This is a genomic window from Microvirga sp. KLBC 81, from assembly GCF_003075415.1.
GTDB lineage: Bacteria > Pseudomonadota > Alphaproteobacteria > Rhizobiales > Beijerinckiaceae > Microvirga.
Genome location: NZ_QDAH01000004.1, coordinates 52527 through 69581 on the forward strand (window position 1 = coordinate 52527; position 17055 = coordinate 69581).

Annotated in this window: 21 protein-coding genes; 18 read left to right on the forward strand and 3 right to left on the reverse strand. The window is 62.5% G+C overall.

Features of this window, described 5'->3' with window-relative positions:
- Nucleotides 1–128 precede the first annotated feature (128 nt).
- The 7 genes from DC522_RS04220 (at nucleotide 129) to DC522_RS04245 (ending at nucleotide 4740) form a co-directional block, all read left to right on the forward strand.
- Nucleotides 129–440 carry a putative quinol monooxygenase gene (locus tag DC522_RS04220; protein ID WP_116527460.1) on the forward strand — a complete coding sequence of 104 codons (312 nt, stop codon included), beginning with the start codon at nucleotides 129–131 and terminating at the stop codon, nucleotides 438–440.
- A 154-nt stretch (nucleotides 441–594) separates the two neighbouring features.
- The gene (locus DC522_RS04225) at nucleotides 595–1788 is read left to right on the forward strand and encodes a phage portal protein (protein WP_116527461.1); all 1194 of its coding nucleotides are present in this window, start codon (nucleotides 595–597) and stop codon (nucleotides 1786–1788) included.
- A gap of 444 nt (nucleotides 1789–2232) precedes the next feature.
- Nucleotides 2233–2433, forward strand: a complete 201-nt coding sequence (locus tag DC522_RS04230) for a hypothetical protein (protein ID WP_116527462.1) — start codon at nucleotides 2233–2235, stop codon at nucleotides 2431–2433.
- Nucleotides 2430–2579 (forward strand): hypothetical protein, encoded by a 150-nt coding sequence (locus DC522_RS34610; protein WP_165820047.1) that lies wholly within the window; start codon nucleotides 2430–2432, stop codon nucleotides 2577–2579. The genes DC522_RS04230 and DC522_RS34610 overlap by 4 nt, the downstream gene beginning before the upstream one ends.
- The gene (locus tag DC522_RS04235) at nucleotides 2576–3115 is read left to right on the forward strand and encodes an HK97 family phage prohead protease (RefSeq protein WP_205769492.1); all 540 of its coding nucleotides are present in this window, start codon (nucleotides 2576–2578) and stop codon (nucleotides 3113–3115) included. The genes DC522_RS34610 and DC522_RS04235 overlap by 4 nt, the downstream gene beginning before the upstream one ends.
- A gap of 96 nt (nucleotides 3116–3211) precedes the next feature.
- On the forward strand, nucleotides 3212–3415 hold the full coding sequence (locus DC522_RS04240) for a hypothetical protein (protein ID WP_116527463.1): 204 nt from the start codon (nucleotides 3212–3214) through the stop codon (nucleotides 3413–3415).
- A gap of 86 nt (nucleotides 3416–3501) precedes the next feature.
- Nucleotides 3502–4740, forward strand: a complete 1239-nt coding sequence (locus DC522_RS04245; protein WP_116527464.1) for a phage major capsid protein — start codon at nucleotides 3502–3504, stop codon at nucleotides 4738–4740.
- A gap of 289 nt (nucleotides 4741–5029) precedes the next feature.
- Here the strand turns inward: DC522_RS04245 and DC522_RS04250 are convergent, their stop codons facing one another.
- Together DC522_RS04250 and DC522_RS04255 are read right to left on the reverse strand one after the other, a co-directional pair.
- On the reverse strand, nucleotides 5030–5827 hold the full coding sequence (locus tag DC522_RS04250) for a trypsin-like serine protease (protein ID WP_116527465.1): 798 nt from the start codon (nucleotides 5825–5827) through the stop codon (nucleotides 5030–5032).
- Between the two features lie 86 nt (nucleotides 5828–5913).
- Nucleotides 5914–6657 carry a trypsin-like serine protease gene (locus tag DC522_RS04255; RefSeq protein ID WP_371678849.1) on the reverse strand — a complete coding sequence of 248 codons (744 nt, stop codon included), beginning with the start codon at nucleotides 6655–6657 and terminating at the stop codon, nucleotides 5914–5916.
- A gap of 18 nt (nucleotides 6658–6675) precedes the next feature.
- Between DC522_RS04255 and DC522_RS04260 the strand changes: the two genes are divergently transcribed.
- The 7 genes from DC522_RS04260 (at nucleotide 6676) to DC522_RS04300 (ending at nucleotide 10866) form a co-directional block, all read left to right on the forward strand.
- Nucleotides 6676–7236 (forward strand): head-tail connector protein, encoded by a 561-nt coding sequence (locus DC522_RS04260; RefSeq protein WP_116527466.1) that lies wholly within the window; start codon nucleotides 6676–6678, stop codon nucleotides 7234–7236.
- Nucleotides 7237–7410: 174 nt separating this feature from the next.
- The gene (locus DC522_RS04265) at nucleotides 7411–7746 is read left to right on the forward strand and encodes a phage head closure protein (protein ID WP_116527467.1); all 336 of its coding nucleotides are present in this window, start codon (nucleotides 7411–7413) and stop codon (nucleotides 7744–7746) included.
- On the forward strand, nucleotides 7743–8153 hold the full coding sequence (locus DC522_RS04270) for a DUF3168 domain-containing protein (RefSeq protein WP_116527468.1): 411 nt from the start codon (nucleotides 7743–7745) through the stop codon (nucleotides 8151–8153). Before DC522_RS04265 ends, DC522_RS04270 begins: the two co-directional genes overlap by 4 nt.
- 178 nt (nucleotides 8154–8331) lie before the next feature.
- Nucleotides 8332–8742 (forward strand): phage major tail protein, TP901-1 family, encoded by a 411-nt coding sequence (locus DC522_RS04275; protein ID WP_116527469.1) that lies wholly within the window; start codon nucleotides 8332–8334, stop codon nucleotides 8740–8742.
- Between the two features lie 131 nt (nucleotides 8743–8873).
- A complete protein-coding gene (locus DC522_RS04280) occupies nucleotides 8874–9221 on the forward strand; it encodes a gene transfer agent family protein (protein ID WP_116527470.1) in 348 nt (115 codons plus the stop codon).
- On the forward strand, nucleotides 9218–9424 hold the full coding sequence (locus DC522_RS04285; protein ID WP_256369832.1) for a phage tail assembly chaperone: 207 nt from the start codon (nucleotides 9218–9220) through the stop codon (nucleotides 9422–9424). The genes DC522_RS04280 and DC522_RS04285 overlap by 4 nt, the downstream gene beginning before the upstream one ends.
- A 743-nt stretch (nucleotides 9425–10167) precedes the next feature.
- Entirely contained in the window at nucleotides 10168–10866 is a 699-nt protein-coding gene (locus tag DC522_RS04300; protein WP_116527474.1) for a phage tail tape measure protein, read from the forward strand.
- A 13-nt stretch (nucleotides 10867–10879) separates the two neighbouring features.
- Here the strand turns inward: DC522_RS04300 and DC522_RS04305 are convergent, their stop codons facing one another.
- On the reverse strand, nucleotides 10880–11125 hold the full coding sequence (locus DC522_RS04305; RefSeq protein ID WP_116527475.1) for a YdcH family protein: 246 nt from the start codon (nucleotides 11123–11125) through the stop codon (nucleotides 10880–10882).
- 85 nt (nucleotides 11126–11210) lie between these two features.
- On the opposite strand from DC522_RS04305, the gene DC522_RS04310 reads away from it, so the two are divergent.
- The 4 genes from DC522_RS04310 to DC522_RS04325 are packed head-to-tail and all read left to right on the forward strand — an operon-like array spanning nucleotide 11211 to nucleotide 17043.
- The gene (locus tag DC522_RS04310; RefSeq protein ID WP_116527476.1) at nucleotides 11211–11849 is read left to right on the forward strand and encodes a DUF2460 domain-containing protein; all 639 of its coding nucleotides are present in this window, start codon (nucleotides 11211–11213) and stop codon (nucleotides 11847–11849) included.
- Nucleotides 11850–11861: 12 nt separating this feature from the next.
- The gene (locus tag DC522_RS04315) at nucleotides 11862–12752 is read left to right on the forward strand and encodes a DUF2163 domain-containing protein (protein ID WP_116527477.1); all 891 of its coding nucleotides are present in this window, start codon (nucleotides 11862–11864) and stop codon (nucleotides 12750–12752) included.
- On the forward strand, nucleotides 12749–13180 hold the full coding sequence (locus tag DC522_RS04320) for an NlpC/P60 family protein (RefSeq protein WP_116527478.1): 432 nt from the start codon (nucleotides 12749–12751) through the stop codon (nucleotides 13178–13180). Before DC522_RS04315 ends, DC522_RS04320 begins: the two co-directional genes overlap by 4 nt.
- Before the next feature lie 2 nt (nucleotides 13181–13182).
- Nucleotides 13183–17043 carry a glycoside hydrolase/phage tail family protein gene (locus tag DC522_RS04325; RefSeq protein ID WP_116527479.1) on the forward strand — a complete coding sequence of 1287 codons (3861 nt, stop codon included), beginning with the start codon at nucleotides 13183–13185 and terminating at the stop codon, nucleotides 17041–17043.
- The last annotated feature ends 12 nt before the right edge of the window (nucleotides 17044–17055 follow it).

Consider the following 17055-nt stretch of genomic DNA (forward strand, 5'->3'; position numbering starts at 1 on the left):
AGCCCGTTCGCTTTGCGTCGAGGGCTTTTCGATTCACAAGCGGTCCAAGAGGATCTAGACTTCGTGCGTCGTAACCAGTGCAGCGCTGGCCTGATGCCAGTCATATCAGCCTCCCCAAGGAGGTCACCATGTACGCACGACTGACGACGTTTCGCGTAAAGCCCGACAAGATGGACGAGCTGCTCCGCTGGCGTAAGGAGAACGAGGCTGCGATCTATGCCCAAACGGGCCTCCAGGAATGGATCGGGCTCATGGATGATGACGGGGAAGTCTTCGTTCTCTCTCTCTTCGACAATGAGCAGGCTGCCCGTGATTCCATGCCGCATGTCTGGGCTCTCTGGGAGCAGATGGCGCCCATGCTCCAAGGTACGCCGTCGGCAAGATTTCTCGACGTGATGGCCGCGAAAAGCTTCGCTACGCGGGGAGCGCCCATGGCCTGACCCTTCCCGGTATTCTCCGGGCGTGGGAAGGCTCGCTGTCTTCGGAGGCTATTCCGGCACAAACCCGCTCGGCCGTTCTGCAACCGGACGCGCGACGCCCATGGATGTCGCGCGCACTCGCCTTTGTCCTCATGCCTAAGGGCAGGAGCTTTTCATGCTGACCAAATTGACCCGCTGGTTTCAGGCGCCGCCTGAAGCCAAGGCTTCGCGCGCGCATTCGGCCGTTGCGTTCTATTTCGACGGACGCGCTGTCTGGACGCCACGCGACTACACAGCGCTCGCTCGCGAAGGCTTCCAGAAGAATGCCATCGTTCACCGTGCGGTGCGGCTCGTGGCCGAGGCGGCGGCGTCTCTGCCTCTTACGTTGAAACAGGGGGAGCGCGATCTCGCGGCCCATCCGGTGCTGACGCTGCTTGCACGTCCGAATGCCCGTGAGGGCGGGCAGCGCTTTCTGGAAAGCGCCTATGGACATCTCATGGTGTCGGGCAATGCCTATGTGGAGGCCGTCGGCGTCGATGGGGCGCCTGCGGAACTCTACGTTCTACGGCCTGACCGGATGCGCGTTGTGCCAGGTTCCGATGGGTGGCCCGCTGCGTATGAATACACGGTCGGAACGGAAACGGTGCGCTTTGCGATCGGGCAGGGGGAGGCGGTTTCGCCGATCCTGCACCTGACGCTCTTTCATCCGGCTGACGATCATTATGGTCTCTCGCCGATGGAAGCCGCGGCGGCTGCCCTCGACATTCACAACGCGGCGGGCGCCTGGAACAAGGCGCTCCTCGACAACGCAGCCCGGCCATCCGGCGCGCTCGTCGTCGGCGGAGCGACTCTGACCGATGCGCAGTTCGACCGGTTGAAGAGCGAGTTGGAAGAGAATTATCAGGGCGCCTCCAATGCGGGCCGTCCGCTGCTTCTCGAAGGCGGGCTCGATTGGAAGCCACTGTCCCTTTCGCCGAAGGACATGGACTTCGTGGAAGCGAAAGCGGCGGCCGCACGAGAAATTGCACTCGCCTTCGGTGTGCCGCCGTTGTTGTTGGGTCTTCCGGGCGACAACACCCACGCCAATTATGCGGAAGCGAACCGCGCCTTCTATCGTCAGACCGTGATCCCCCTCGTGAAGCGTACGATGGAAGCCTTCGCGCAATGGCTCTCGCCCGGCTTTGGCGAGGTGCTGCATCTCGAACCCGATCTCGATGCCATTGAGGCGCTGGCCGACGAGCGTGAAAGCCTCTGGCGCCGCATATCGTCTGCCTCGTTCCTGACCGATGACGAGAAGCGCGAGGCGGTGGGTTACGGGCGTGGTGCTGTTGTTCGTGCAGGCAGGGGAAAGCAGAGGAGAACAGCTTAAGGGTCATGTCGGACGGCGTCAGCCGATACGGAATGACGCATTGCCCTCCCCGTCATCACCGGCCTTGTGCCGGTGATCCCGATTGCGTGAATGTTGCGCTCTTCGGATCGGGATGGCCGGGACAAGCCCGGCCATGACGAGAGAGGTGTCTGTCAACCGTCCCGGAGTTGCGCGGCGCGTCGTGCGGGGCGACGAGCCTCTCATCGCCTCGTTCATCTGTCTCCTACAGCATCGGACGTGAAAAGTGGATTTGCACTTTTGGGACCCATCCAATGCTTTCTCCTTCAATGAGGGCATCGTTCAGGCGGAAAACCGGATCCACTTTTCGCTGACGCGGCCCTTCGGGTCACTGATGCGGACCTCCGGTTCCGCACGAGGCTCTGAAGGTTCATCAGCAAAACCTCAAACTTGAGTGAGTGGGGGCATATTGCGTAGGAACAAATCATGAACATTTTCGAAAGGGTCGCCGAAGCCGTCATCAGCCGCGGCGATCTTGCCCATCTCGCCCTCTTCGTTTGGGCGAGCGGGGCCTCCGCTTTGCTTGCCATGACTCTGCGCGATCTGTTCGCGGCCAACCGCCGGTTCGACGAGTTCGTACGCGAGCTGTCCCTCTTCAACCGCCGTCACACGGGAGATCCTTCATGAACCGCACCTTGCCCCGCCCTGCCCGGAAGCCGAAAGCCGTGCGGAATGGGCAGAGCCGCGCCTCGCTCGTGTTCCGCGACTTCGTACGCCAACTCGAGAAGCTCGATGCGAAGCCGGAAAAGCCTCCGCGTGGAGTGCGAGCATGAAACTGGCTGTCATTCCCACCACGCAGGAGATGAAGTTTCTTAGCCAGCCTCTGAACGCCGTCGATGACGGCGGCGTCTTCGAGGGCTATGCCAGCTTGTTCGGCGTCGCCGATCTCGGCAAGGACGTGGTCATGCCGGGAGCTTTCACGGATAGTTTGAAGAAACGCGAGGCGAGCGCGGTCCGGCTGCTCTGGCAGCACGATCCCGCCACGCCCATCGGCCGCTGGCTCTCCATCGAAGAGGACCGGCGCGGGCTTCGCGTTCGCGGCAAGCTCAACCTCGCCGTCGAGCGGGCGCGGGATATCCATGCGCTGCTGCGCGAGGGCGCCGTCGATGGGCTCTCCATCGGCTTTCGGGTGGAGCGGGCGAGGGCCGAACGGCCCACCGGCCTGCGACGACTCGAAAAGCTCGATCTGTGGGAGATCTCAGTCGTGACCTTCCCCATGCTCCCTGGCGCGCGGGTTGAGGCCGTAAAGCGGGTGCCGGGAAATCTCGCCTCCACCATCCGCACCACGGCCGCTCGATTATTTTCCTGAACCGAGGAAGCTCAAGCGCGTTACACGCAAGCCCGCAGAGTTGCGGACGCTGCGGGCGCTGCCCGTGATGCCGTCCGCTCTCTCGGGAGGTTTTCCATGAAGAAGCTCGCTCTTGTTGCCCTTCTCGGCCTCGCGGCCGCAGCCTGCACCACCACGGAAGAGCGTGTTGGCGGCGCCGCTGTCGGTGCCGGCGTCGGCGCTGTGGCTGGACCGCCCGGTGCGATAGTCGGCGGAGCCGTCGGCGCTGCGACCGGCCCGACCGTCGCAAGAACAACCCGCCGCGCAGCCCGCCGCTACTAAGCATTCCCCTTACCGGGAAGTCGTGGGCCCGCCTCCGGCGGGCCTTTCTGTTGAAGCCCAACCCTTTTCAAGACCTTTGGATTGATATGATTCCTGTTGTTGAAACCAAATCGGTATCCGACGATGTCGCGTCGGCTTTCGATGATTTCGCCCGCGCCTTCGAGGCTTTCAAGGACGCCAACGATACGCGCCTGTCCGAGATCGAGACGCGCCTGACGAGCGACGTTGTCACGGAAGAAAAGCTCACCCGCATCGACGCCGCGCTCGATGATGCCAAGCGCCGTCTCGATCGCCTGGCCCTCGACCGCTCCCGTCCGCCACTTGGCCGGGTCGGGGATGCTCCGCGCGATCCGATGCAGGCCGAGCACAAGACGGCCTTCCACACCTATATGCGTTCGGGAGAGGCCACGGGCCTGAAGCGTCTCGAAGAAAAAGCACTATCCGCCGGTTCCGGCCCGGATGGCGGCTACCTCGTGCCCGACACGGTCGAAACGGAAGTGCTGCGTCGTCTCTCGGCCATCTCGCCGATCCGTGCGATCTCGTCGGTACGCGTGATCTCGGGCGGTCAGTACAAGCGCGCCTTCTCCACCTCGGGCCCGGCCACCGGCTGGGTGGGAGAAACGGCGGCGCGTCCCCAGACCGCCGGTCCGACCCTTTCCGAACTCAGCTTCCCGGCCATGGAGCTCTATGCCATGCCGGCGGCCACCCAGACCCTCCTTGACGATGCGGTGGTCGATATCGACCGCTGGATCGCGGAAGAGGTCGAAGCGGCCTTCGCCGAGCAGGAAAGCGCCGCCTTCGTGAACGGCGACGGCGTCAACAAGCCGAAAGGCTTCCTCGCTTCGGACATCGTGGAGGACGATACCTGGAGCTGGGGCAAGCTCGGTGCCATCCATACGGGCGGCGCGGCATTCCCGTCCTCCAATCCGTCGGATGTGCTGGTGGAGCTGATTTATGCCCTCAAGGCGGGCTATCGCCAGAACGCCTCCTTCGTCATGAACCGCAAGACGCAGAGCGCGATCCGCAAGTTCAAGGACTCGAACGGCCAGTATCTCTGGGCTCCGCCCGCAAGCGCCGGCCAATCCGCGACCCTCATGGGTTTCCCCGTGGTGGAGGCCGAGGACATGCCTGACATTGCGGCCGGTTCCTGCGCCCTTGCCTTTGGCGATTTCAAGCGCGGTTATCTGATCGTCGATCGGGCCGGCATGCGCGTGCTGCGCGATCCATATTCCGCAAAGCCCTACGTGCTGTTCTACACCACCAAGCGCGTGGGTGGCGGTGTGCAGGATTATGCGGCGATCAAGCTGCTGAAGTTTGCTGCCTAACGGTACCAGAGCATTGGACCCAAAAGTGGATTTGCACTTTTGGGTCCAATCAGATGCTTCCTTTCTAGAGGAACGCATCGTTGTCAGCGGAAAACCGGGTCCACTTGTCCGCACGATGCGCCAATCAAGCCTCAAGCCTCATCCCGAGGAGGATTGCGTAAGCAATCCGTCTCGAAGGGCGAGGCGTCTCCAGTGGTCTCTGGATCCTCCTTCGAGACGCAGACTTCGTCTGCTCCTCAGGATGAGGGGGGAGGGTTTTGTCGGACGTTCTGAATAAAGCGTAGCGAGATTAGCGTCTCGCCCATGCGCCTTCGGAGGTGGCGAGGCTGCGGACGGCCTGCCTGATCCAACCGAGATGCTCGACGATGGGTGTCACGGCGGTCAGGCCTCCGCAGGCGCTGGGCTCGCGCGTGCGCATGGCGCCGCTCGACCAGCTGACGATGCCGTAGAGCAGATAGCTGTTCTCGGTCGCGGCGAGGATCGGCCCGCCGGAATCGCCCCGGCAGGCGCCGGCGCCGCTCGTTTCCGCCAATCGCTGGCGGTCGACCACGATCAGCACGCGATTGGCTACCTGAATGGGGCCGAGCGAAACGAGATTGGCCTGGCGCAGAATGCGCGCGGTCTGCTTGCGCCGTTCGGTCAACACGCCGAAACCTGCAATGGTCACCTCGTCGCCGACGTCGATCGATCCGGCAAGCGTTGGGTCGAGCGGCAGGAACTCCGGACCGAGCGGACGTTCAAGGCGCAGGATCGCGAGATCGACACCGGGCTGCGTGCGAGGAGTCGTGCCCGTCACGAAGGAGGGATGCACGGCCAGAGCAACGACCTTGAACCGCTGCGGCTTGAAGGTCCGATTGACTGCAACGACGCGATAAGCGGCTGAATCGGTGACGCAATGAGCTGCGGTCAGCACCAGGTCTGGGCTAATGAGGGCACCGGAGCAAAGCTCGCCTGCGGAATTTTCGATGGAAACGACGGAGCGTCGCAATCCGTTCGGATCCCGTGATGTCGCGCCCAGCAGAACGGCCTGCGCGGACCCCGTGAAGAGGGTGAGGGCGATGAAGGCGATCAATGAAAGGGCGCGCATCGGGACTATGAAGTGATGGAGGAATCATTACGTAGGGGAAGGGCTATCAACGCAGGATAGTTCCGCCACGCTTGATTTTTCCAGCTTTAGTTGCCGTTCCACAACGCCGCACGGTTCCAAGCCCTCAGGGTACGATCGATCCATTCCCTCTGTGGGCCAAGGAGAATGCCTTGCGTCGGTCCTCCGCAGCCTTGCCCGCGTGATGGTGACGACCACGATGTGATGGCTGCAACGGCTGATCCTGATGCCATCGGACCACCGGAATCGCCCTGGCAGGCTCCCATAGCTCCTGAGCCTTGGGACCAAAGCAGGATCTTGCTGGGGCCATGAGGCTCCGTCACCGTTAGGGATGCAGTACGGAAGGTTCCGGTGGTCTTGGCATCGCCTTCACGGGCCAGTCCATAGCCACCGACAAGGATGGTTTCATCCTTGGCAGGCTTAGTGGCGGTGAGCGTTGCCCGCTCGAAACGCTCCGGCAGGGCCTCAGGGATGCGCACGAGCGCAAGGTCGATGGAGCGCTGCCGGGTCGCGATGGCTTTCGCATTGTAGCCAGGATGCACGGCCTTCGCTGAGGGGGTGATCAGCACCGGTTCGCCCGCCTCGTCGCGAAAATGCACCCGATGCTCGTCCGCGCCCGTCACGCAATGGGCTGCGGTGAGGACCACATCGCGCGCCACCACGACGGCGCTGCAGACGCCGCCATTCGAACTCAACACCATCACGCTCTGACGGGCGAGGGGACTTTGGTCCTCCGCACCGCCGACGATGGCTTTTGCTCCGGTCGCAGCAAGCGAGAGGGCGAGGGAGAGCGTGATCAGACGATTCATCATGGAAGGAATCCTGTTGCGATGATCCCGATATTCGTTGATGGCCCCGCCGTCGAGCCCGTAACGTTGCTTGAGATGAAGGCCTATCTGCGCGTCGACGACGAGGCGGAGGACGATCTGGTCTCCGGGCTCATCAAGGCCGCGCGGCTCATGGTGGAATCCGCCTCCCGGCGCATCCTGATCGAGCAGCGCTGGCGGGTGGTGATGGATCGTTGGCCGCAGGGCGGGAAGGTGCTGCTGCCGATCGCGCCCTTGCTGGCCGTTGACAGCATCAGGGTGACGGACGCTGCAGGCTCCTCCACGGACATTCCCGCGGCTTCCATCGAGACGGATGCCGCGAGCGATCCGCCCTGCATTGCCGTTGCCGATGTCCCGGAGCCAGGCAAGGTGAGAAACGGCATCGAGATCGAGCTGCGCGCAGGTTACGGCGCTTCGCCCGATGCCGTGCCGGCCACCTTGAAGCTCGCGATCAAGGTTCTTGTGGCCCATTGGTTCGAGAACCGGGGCGATGCGGCAGGCGAGCAGATCCTGCCGCTGCAGGCGATGGCGCTCATGGCTCCGTTCCAGCGGGCGCGTCTCTGACATTCATCCACACCGTCATCCCCGCGCAGGCGGGGATCCATAATCGCCGATGTGACAGAAGGAGACGAAAGGACGACCACGCTCTTCTGCACTGTTGCGGCTATGGATCCCGGGCTCCGCTCCGCGGCCCCGGGATGACAATGGAGTTTCTCCCTTCTTCAAGACTGTTTCCCGATGAAAGCCAAATCATTTTCAATCGGCGCGCGGGCGCGCCGGTTCGTTCTCGAAGTGCCCCTTGAAACCCCCGACGGGTTCGGAGGCGTGATCCGCTCCTACAGGCCGGGTCCGCAGGTCTGGGGTGCGATGGAGATGCTCTCCGGTTCCGAGCGCGTGCGCGCGGACCGACCCGAGCAGAGCCTCACCCACAAGATCACCCTGCGCTATCGCGAGGGCGTGACAGGCGCCATGCGCCTGACCTCTGGCCTGCGCCGCTTCGCCATTCGCGCGGCCTCTGATCCGGACGGCGCGAGGCGCGATCTCGTCTGTTGGGTCGAGGAGATCAAGGCATGACAAGCCCGATTCTCGCGCTCCGCCGTGCCATCCTGGAGACGGCATCGCGTGACGCGGAGCTGATGGCCCTCATGGGCGGAACCTTGCGCCTGTACGACGAGCCGCCTCGGAATGCGGAGCCCGTCTATGCCCTGTTCGGAGATGTGACGGCCCAGGATTGGTCCACCGACACGGATCGTGGGCACGAGCAGGATCTCACCATCGTGGTGTGGTCGGAGCGCGGCAGCGCCCGCACAGGCCTCTCGGCGGCCGAGCGCTTTGCCGCCCTTCTCGACGATGCGCCGCTCACCCTCGACGGTCATCGGCTCGTGAACCTGCGCGTGGCGGAGATCGCCTCCGCCCGCGACAAGGACACGCAGCTTGCCCGCGTCACCCTTTATCTTCGCGCCGTCACCGAACGCGCGTGAGGAAGCACTGATACCATCATTCCGGGGCCGCGCTGCGGAGCCCGGAATCCATAACCGCTGACATCGCAGGATAGAGAGCTGTCGCGATTATGGATCCCCGCCTCCGCGCGGATGACAAGAAGGGGCTTGCTCCTCTTCCAGCAAAGATCATTCCTCCGTATTCCGAAAGGACCTCCTCATGCCTGCTCAGAAGGGCAAGGACCTGCTCGTCAAGATCAGCGATGGCGGTACAGGTTTTGTGACCGTGGCCGGTCTTCGCACCCGCCAGATCTCGTTCAACGCCGAGACCGTCGATGTCACCAGCGCGGAATCCGCCGGGCGCTGGCGAGAACTTTTGGCAGGCGTCGGCGTGCGCCGCGCCGGCATCAGCGGCTCCGGCGTGTTCAAGGACGAAGCCTCGGATGCACGCATGCGCCAGGTGTTCTTCGACGGCGATATTCTCACCTATCAGATCATCGTTCCCGATTTCGGGCGCATCGAAGGACCGTTCCAGATCACGAGCCTCGAATATCGCGGCGATCACGCGGGCGAGGTCACGTTCGAGATGGCTTTCGAATCCGCCGGTGCCTTGACCTTCGTGGCACTCTAAAAGCTGTCATCCCCAGCGGTCCGCAGGACCGGGAAGGGGATCCATGGCGCAACGCCTGATCGTGGATTCCCTTCTCGTCCGATGGCTGCGCCATCTCCGGCCGGGAATGACACGATAAGCAGAGGAACATCATGGCCAACAAAAGACGCGGCGAAGTCGCGCTGCAATTGGGAGACAGGCGCTACACCTTGTGCCTCACGCTCGGCGCTCTGGCCGAGCTGGAAGAAGCCTTCGGCGTCGATGATCTCATGGCTCTTGCCGAGCGCTTCGGTACGGGCCGTCTGTCGAGCCGCGACCTCTTGAGATTATTGGTGGCCGCTCTGCGCGGCGGCGGTCATGAGGTGACCGATGCGGAGGTGGCGAACCTCCCGCTCTTGGGCGGCATCGAGCCCGTCGCATCGGCCATCGCCGATCTCCTCGTCGTCACCTTCGGTGCCGAGAGCACTCCCTCAAACCCTTCGCAGCCGCAGGGCGCTTGAGCGAGCCGCAGGTCTTCCCCTGGGAAGACGCGATGATGCTGGGCTTGAGCGTCCTGCGGTGGAGCCCCGACCAGTTCTGGCGCGCAACGCCGCGCGAATTGTTCACCGCTTGGGAGGGCTTGAGTGGTGGGAGACGGATGGAGCCTGCGCTTTGCCAGGATTTGAAGCGGATGATGGAGGCGTTTCCGGACAGTGAGTGGTGATCAAGTCCCTTCGAGAAAGTTGGATCTCATGGATAATAGGATTGCCGGAACACAGCCCCATTCCGCTTGAGACACTCAACCTGTAGATCTTCCTTCAATTCGTCCCGAGTTCTGGAAGCTGGCCTGCCGGCAACGGCAGCCGCTGCCTCGCCCTCACAAAGATTATTGATCCGCCTCCATTCCTCTTTAGGCATTGTGACTCTGCCGACGAAGGTTGCACCCTTTAATTTGGCGCACAGGGCGTAAAGCCGGTTCCATGTGTAGGAGACGGCCCCCGAATAGTCGGAGGCGGTGGCTTTTTCCGCCTCGTACGCACACTCGTCGTCGATCCGGCTCCATTGAGCATCACTGATCCCGGGTGTCTTGAAATAAGACCGGGTCGGCGGGGTGCTGACGCACGCCGCGAGACTAAGCATCAAGACGGCAACTGTTGAGCGGGCTAGCATTGGAAGGCCTACCCAGGATTTCTTTGGGATCCTGGAATCTGATCAGTTGTCCCAACGTATTTGGCGCCCTTTGCCTCCATGCAAAGAACAAAGATCCTTTTCCATCTGTCACCAGCACTGATGCTGTTCGTAGCCAGCATAGCAGCTTTCTCAGCTTCCAGATTGCACTCGGCCTCCGCCTGAGAAAACTGCTTTCGCGATAAGTCTTGCGAGTTGAAAATAAACTTTTGCGGTGGCTTCGTATTGCAGGCCACTAACGCCATCAGTGGCATGAAAAAAATAAGAAGGGTACGCTTTATGGCTGGTAAAGACCAAGAGACTATCATTAACGCGCCTAAATCGGAGTGGGAGAAAGACAGAGAACGCCAGCTCGGTACACTCATCAGCCTCTCCGAGAAATTCGGTGACTCTTTGTCCAATGCTTTCGCAAAGAATATTGCCGAGGGCAAGAAATTCGATGTTGTTTTGAAGAAGGTGCGCGAGTCTCTTGTGGAAACAGGGTTACGTCTCGCGCTCGGGCCTCTGCAGATCGCCTTGAGCCAGAGCTTGAAGGGGTTGACGGCCGAGCCCCTGCAAGGCTCGCTTCCTATGAGTGGAGGAGACCTGCTTGGCGGTCTCTTCAAGGGAATAGGCTCGATTTTCGGCTCCCTTTTCGGCGCGGGAGGAGGCGCTGCCTCAGCCGCACCCTTCGCCAAAGGCGGTGTGTTCTCGCGTGGGATGGTGATGCCGTTCGCGGCAGGAGGCGTGGTGGGGGCGCCAACCTACTTTCCGTTAGGTCGTGGCCTCGGCGTCATGGGTGAGAGAGGGGCGGAGGCCGTGATGCCCCTGGCCCGCGGGCCTGACGGCAAGCTCGGCGTGCGTGCCGGCGGAGGAGGGCGCCCGGCTTCGATTACGGTCAATATCTCGACGCCCGACGCGGAGAGCTTCCGCCGGTCCGAGGCTCAAGTGTCCGCCGCGCTGGCCCGGGCCGTCGCCCGGGGGCAGCGTGGGATGTAATTATCAGGAAAGCTCAGGCGTTCTTGTTGTCGAGCATCGCCATGATCTCGTCCTTGATCTGCAGGCGGCGGCGCTTGAGCTCTTCTTCCACCTCTTCGGGCTTGGGTTCCACCCGGGTCTCGACGCGATGAATGGTGCGGTTCAGCTCGTTGTACTCGTCATAGAGCCGCGCGAAGTGATTGTCGCTCGTCTTCAACTGACGAATCCGATCGGCCTTGTCCGGGAAGTCCTCGGTGAGGTCGTTGGGAGCGTTGCTCATCGCCTGGCATCTCCTTGCTGAATGTCCTGCCGGGACGTCAACGCCACCCCCGCTTTTTTCGTTTCATGTTCACGAAGGATGGATCATGGCATCCGACTTCCATGAGGTCCGCTTCCCCCTCGATGTCAGCCTGGGCAGCCGGGGAGGGCCCGTGCGGCGGACCGATATCGTCACGCTCGCCTCCGGCAGAGAGCACCGCAACAGCCGCTGGGCCTCCTCCCGCCGCCGCTACGATGCGGGCTTGGGGGTGAGAACCGTCGATGCGCTCCATGCGGTCATCGCCTTCTTTGAGGAACGGCGCGGCAAGCTCTACGGTTTCCGCTTCCGCGACCGGACCGATTGGCGCTCCGGCCCGCCCTCGAAGGAGCCGACGCCCCTCGACCAGCGGATCGGCACAGGTGATGGCACGACGAAGACTTTCCAGCTCGTAAAAACCTACGGCTCCTCCTTCGCGCCTTATGTCCGCGCCATCACAAAGCCCGTGGGTGGCTCGGTGAAGGTGGCCGTCAACGGCGTCGAGCAGGAGGTGGGCTCCGCCTTCAACTGCGACCCGACGACCGGTCTCGTGACCTTCGCTGAGGCACCGCCCGCTGGAGTTGTGATCACGGCGGGCTTTGCTTTCGACGTACCCGTGCGCTTCGACACGGATGAACTCGACATCGATCTCTCCACCTTCGAGGCGGGCGGCATTCCGCAGATCCCGCTGATCGAGATCGTGCCTTAAGGCCTCACAAACATGCGTACAATTCCCTCGAACCTTGCCGCCCATATGGCGGACGGGGCGACGACGCTTTGCCATTGCTGGAAGCTCATCCGCCGTGACGGCAGGAGCTTCGGCTTCACCGATCATGACCGTGATCTCACCTTCGGCGGAACCGTCTTTGCCGCGCGGTCTGGTCTGGAAGCGGCGGAGGCTACTGCCGAACTCGGCTTCATCGTGGGCGGCGGCGAGGTTTCCGGCGCGCTCATGTCCGCGGGGCTTAATGAAGACGACATCTCGTCCGGCCTTTACGATGATGCGAGCGTGGAAACCTGGCTCGTGAACTGGAGCGATGTCGCGCAGCGTCTTCTTCTCGATCTCGGTTCCATTGGCGAGATCCGCCGCGCCGACGGCAGCTTCGTCGCGGAGGTGCGTGGGCTCATGCACCGCTATGACGAGGAGCGGGGGCGCCTGTTCCGCGCCACCTGTTCGGCGGATCTGGGCGATGCCAAATGCGGCATGAATCTCTCGTCCTCCACCTACTCCGACACGGGCACGGTCACACGAACCGATGGCTTTCTCAGCATCGTCGCCTCGGGGATCGGCTTCGCGGATGGATGGTGCACGGGAGGCAAGCTCACCTGGACGGGCGGCGACAATGCAGGTCTGTCCGTCGAGATCAAGGTGCATCGCGCACTCAGCGGCACCGATGAGTTCGATCTCTGGCAGCGCGCGCCGCAGGCGATCAAGGTCGGCGATACATTCCGCGTGACGGCAGGGTGCGACAAGACCCATGCCACCTGCCGCAGGAAGTTCAGCAATGTCCCGAACTTCCGCGGCTTCCCCCACATGCCCGGCAACGATTTCATCATACGCATGCCGCAGCAGGGCGAACCGGGACTCGATGGCGGGAGCCTGTTCAAATGAGCGAAGCTCTCTCTTCGCGAGTCATTGCAGAGGCGCGCTCGTGGATTGGAACACCTTACCGCCACCAGGCGTCCCTGAGGGGGATAGGCTGCGACTGCCTTGGTCTCTTACGCGGCGTCTGGCGAGGCGTCATGGGAGCCGAGCCGGAGCTGCCGCCGCCTTACTCGCCTGATTGGGCGGAGGCTGGCGCCGATACGCTCGTTGCTGCCGCACGTCGTCATCTCATCGCGATCGACGTGGCGTCATTCGAGCCGGGGGACGTCCTGCTCTTTCGCTGGCGCGAGGCTCTCCCGGCCAAGCACTGCGCCATCGCGACCTCGGCCGACACCATGATCCATGCCCATGATGGAGCCTCGGTCGCCGAGGTCGCCTTCGCGCCCTGGTGGCGGCGTCATCTCGCTTATGCCTTTCGCTTTCCGGAACTCTGACCATGGCCACACTCGTTCTTCAAACCGTCGGCTCCGTCGTGGGCGGCATGGTCGCCGGACCTTTGGGCGCGATGGCAGGTCGTGCTCTCGGTGGTCTTGCAGGCGCTGCCATCGACAATGCGCTCTTCGGCGGCAGCGATACGAAATACGTCGAAGGGCCCCGCTTCAAGGAGATCGACGGCCTCACCTCGACGGAAGGCGCAGCCATTCCGCGGGTCTATGGCCGTGCGCGGATCGGTGGGCAGCTCATCTGGGCAACGCGCCTGGAGGAGGTGGTGAACACCAATGTCGAACGGTCGGGTACTCAGGGTGGCAAGGGCATGAGCGGACCGAAGACGGTCACCACCACCTACTCGTATTTCGCCAATCTCGCTGTCGGTCTCTGTGAGGGGCCCATCGCCTTCATTCGCCGCGTCTGGGCGGATGGACGCGAGATTGACCTCAGCACCATCACCATGCGCGTCCATCGTGGATCGGAAACCCAAGCTGCCGATCCGCTCATCGTGGCGAAGGAGGGTGTAGAATATGCGCCGGCGTATCGCGGATTGGCCTATGTGGTGTTCGAGCGATTGCCGTTGGAGGATTACGGAAATCGTATTCCTCAATTTTCCTTCGAGGTGGTGCGGCCGGTGGACGGCCTCAACAGGATGATCCGGGCTGTCTGCCTGATCCCAGGCGCGAGCGAGTTCGGGTATGACACGCTGCCCGTCATGCAGGTGCTCGATCTCGGAAAGACGAAGCCTGAAAACCGCTATCAATTGCGCAACACCAGCGATGCGATGGCCTCTCTCGATGCGCTGGAGGCGCTTTGCCCCAATCTCAAGCGCGTCTCTCTCGTGGTCAGCTGGTTCGGCAACGATCTCAGAGCAGGCTCGTGCCTGACCGAGCCGAGGGTCGATCTCAGGACCAAGACAACGGATGGTGCGACCTGGTCGGTCGCGGGCTTAACGCGTGGTGAGGCCAAACCCGTCTCCCTGGTCAATGGATCACCTGCCTATGGCGGCACGCCTTCGGATGAAACCGTCATTCGCCTCATCAGAAATTTGAAGGAGAGGGGATACGAAGTCGTTCTCTATCCCTTCGTCATGATGGACATTCCATCCGGAAACGATTTGCCCGATCCCTATGGCGGCACTGGCCAGCCAGCCTATCCCTGGCGCGGGCGCATGACGTGCCACCCGGCGCCGGGACAATCAGGCACGCCCGACGGAACAAGCACTGCGGCGACCCAGATCGATCAATGGTTCACCTGTGCCGACGGGTATAACAGGTTCATCCGCCATTATGCGCAGCTTGCCCGGGATGCAGGCGGCGTTCACGGCTTCATCATCGGCAGCGAGCTCGTGGGTCTCACCCGTGTGCGCCAGGCCCCCGGAAGTTATCCTGCCGTCAGCAATCTGATCTCGCTGCTCGGGCAGATCCGTCCCATCCTGGGAGGCGACACGAAGATTGTCTACGCTGCAGATTGGACCGAATACGGCGCCCATGTTCTTGATGGAGGCAGCGAGGTCCGCTTTCCGCTCGATCCGCTCTTCGGCCATGCGCAGATCGACGCGGTCGGCATCGATTACTACCCGCCGATTTCCGACTGGCGCGACAGCTCCGATCATGCGGACCTGGCTGACGCACGCAGCATCTACGATGTGAGTTATCTGCGCAGCAGGTTAGGCAGCGGCGAAGCCTTCGATTGGCACTATGCCAATGCTTCCGACCGTGCGGCGCAAAACCGCCGGCCGATTACCGATGGCGCCTATGACAAGCCATGGGTGTTTCGCGCGAAGGATCTCGTATCCTGGTGGACGAACCGGCATGTAGAGCGTGTTGGCGGCGCCGAAACCAGTGTCACGGCTTGGCAGCCTCAATCGAAGCCCATCTGGCTGACCGAGATCGGTGTCCCGGCAGTAGACAAAGGCCCCAACGGGCCGAACGTGTTTCCCGATCCGAAATCATCGGAATCCGCTTATCCACCTTTCTCTCGCGGCGTGCGTGACGACCTTGTGCAGACGCGTGCCCTGGAGGCGATCCTGTCCCGGTTCGATCCCGCGCAACGAGGATTCTCCTCAGCCTACAATCCGGTTTCATCGGTCTATGACGGGCGCATGGTCGATCCAGCCAGCATCTTCGTCTGGGCCTGGGATGCTCGGCCGTTTCCCGCTTTCCCCGATTTCGATACGGTCTGGAGCGATGGGCCCAATTGGGAAACCGGTCATTGGATCACGGGGAGGATCGAGGGCGCACCGCTCGACCGGCTCATCGCGGCCATTCTCAGGGATTTCGGTTTGGCTGATCCGGGAGTGCTCCCGGTCGACGGCTTCATGGATGGCTATGTCATCGACAGGCCCATGTCTCTTCGTGGAGCGCTTGAGCCTCTCATGGGGTTGTTCGGTGTCGAGGCGGTTGCCAGTGGCGGCAGGATCACCTGGAAAGGTCGTGGCGGCCGGGCAGTCATCGCTTTGACGAAGGACGACCTGGTGATGAACGAGGGTGAGCCCTCACTCAAGCTCACGCGCTCTCAGGAAACCGAGCTGCCTCAGCAGGTGGAGATCGGCTATACGGAAAGCGAACTGGATTATCGCCGCGCCGCCGTGGCCTCTCGCCGCCTGTCGGGGTCGAGCCGGCGGGAATCCCGGACCGATTGCGCCATGATTACCCGCCGTGCCGAAGCGCAGCGCCTGGCGGATGCCTGGCTGCAGGATCTCTGGGCGGGGCGGGAAGGCGCGGAATTCGAGCTATCCTCTCGACGCATTGATCTTGAACCTGGAGACGTCATCTCACTGCCCACCGATGCGGGCTTTAAACTCCACCGCGTGGTGCGGATCACGGATGGCCCGGCACGCAAGGTCAGCACGCGGGCCGTAGAGCCTACCGTTTTCGAAAGGCCCGGCGCCTCGATTGCGAAGCCTGTCCGCCGACCGCCGCCTGTTCCCGGCAAGCCGCAGGTTGTCATTCTCGATCTGCCTGCCGCTCTCGACGATCCTACTCCTTTGCAATACATCGCGGTTGCAGCAGACCCCTGGCCGGGAGCAGTGACCGTCTGGCGCTCGGGTACCGGCGCCAGTTTCAAGCCGCATCGGATCATCGATCTTCCGGCCATGATCGGGCGAACGAAAAAGGCGTTGCCTCCAGGTCCTCTCTGGCGATGGGATCCGCAGGCTGTTCTCGATATCGAGATTTCCTCCGGCGCGATCAGTTCCCTCGATGACGAAACGACGCTGGCCGGCGGCAATCTGTTTGCGGTGAAGGGCACGGATGGGCGCTGGGAAATCCTTTCTGCTGCTCGGGCCGAGATGATCGGTGAGCGTACCTACCGTTTGTCGCGTTTCTTGCGTGGGCTGGCGGGAACGGAGCCGGAGGCCAGTCGCTCCGTACCGGAGGGAGCCCTCATCGTCCGCCTCGACGAAGCGATTGCTCCTCTCACGACAGACTTGGCCGATCTTGGCCTAACCTGGCGCTACAGGGTCGGTCCTGCAGGGCGCGATCATGCCGATCCGGCCATGACTGAGATCGCGGCTGGTGTGGAGCGTGAAGCCCTCAAGCCTCTGAGCCCGGTTCACGTGCGTCTCAAGCGTGATGAAGGCGGAGTGCGCATCTCGTGGATCCGTAGGACGCGGCGTGGTGGAGACGGGTGGGAGGCCGTCGATGTGCCTCTGGCGGAGGATGCCAAGCGATATGAGATCGATGTCCTGAAGGCAGGAATCCTTGTTCGCACGCTTTCGACCACACAAGCCTCTGCCCTTTATACTGCCGAGCAGGAGATCGCTGATTTCGGCATTTCTCAGACGATGCTCGGCCTTCGCATCGTGCAGATCAGCGCCGTTGCGGGACGAGGCTTCGAAAGAAGCGTCGTTCTTCCTGTTCTCTAAGAGCGGATAACA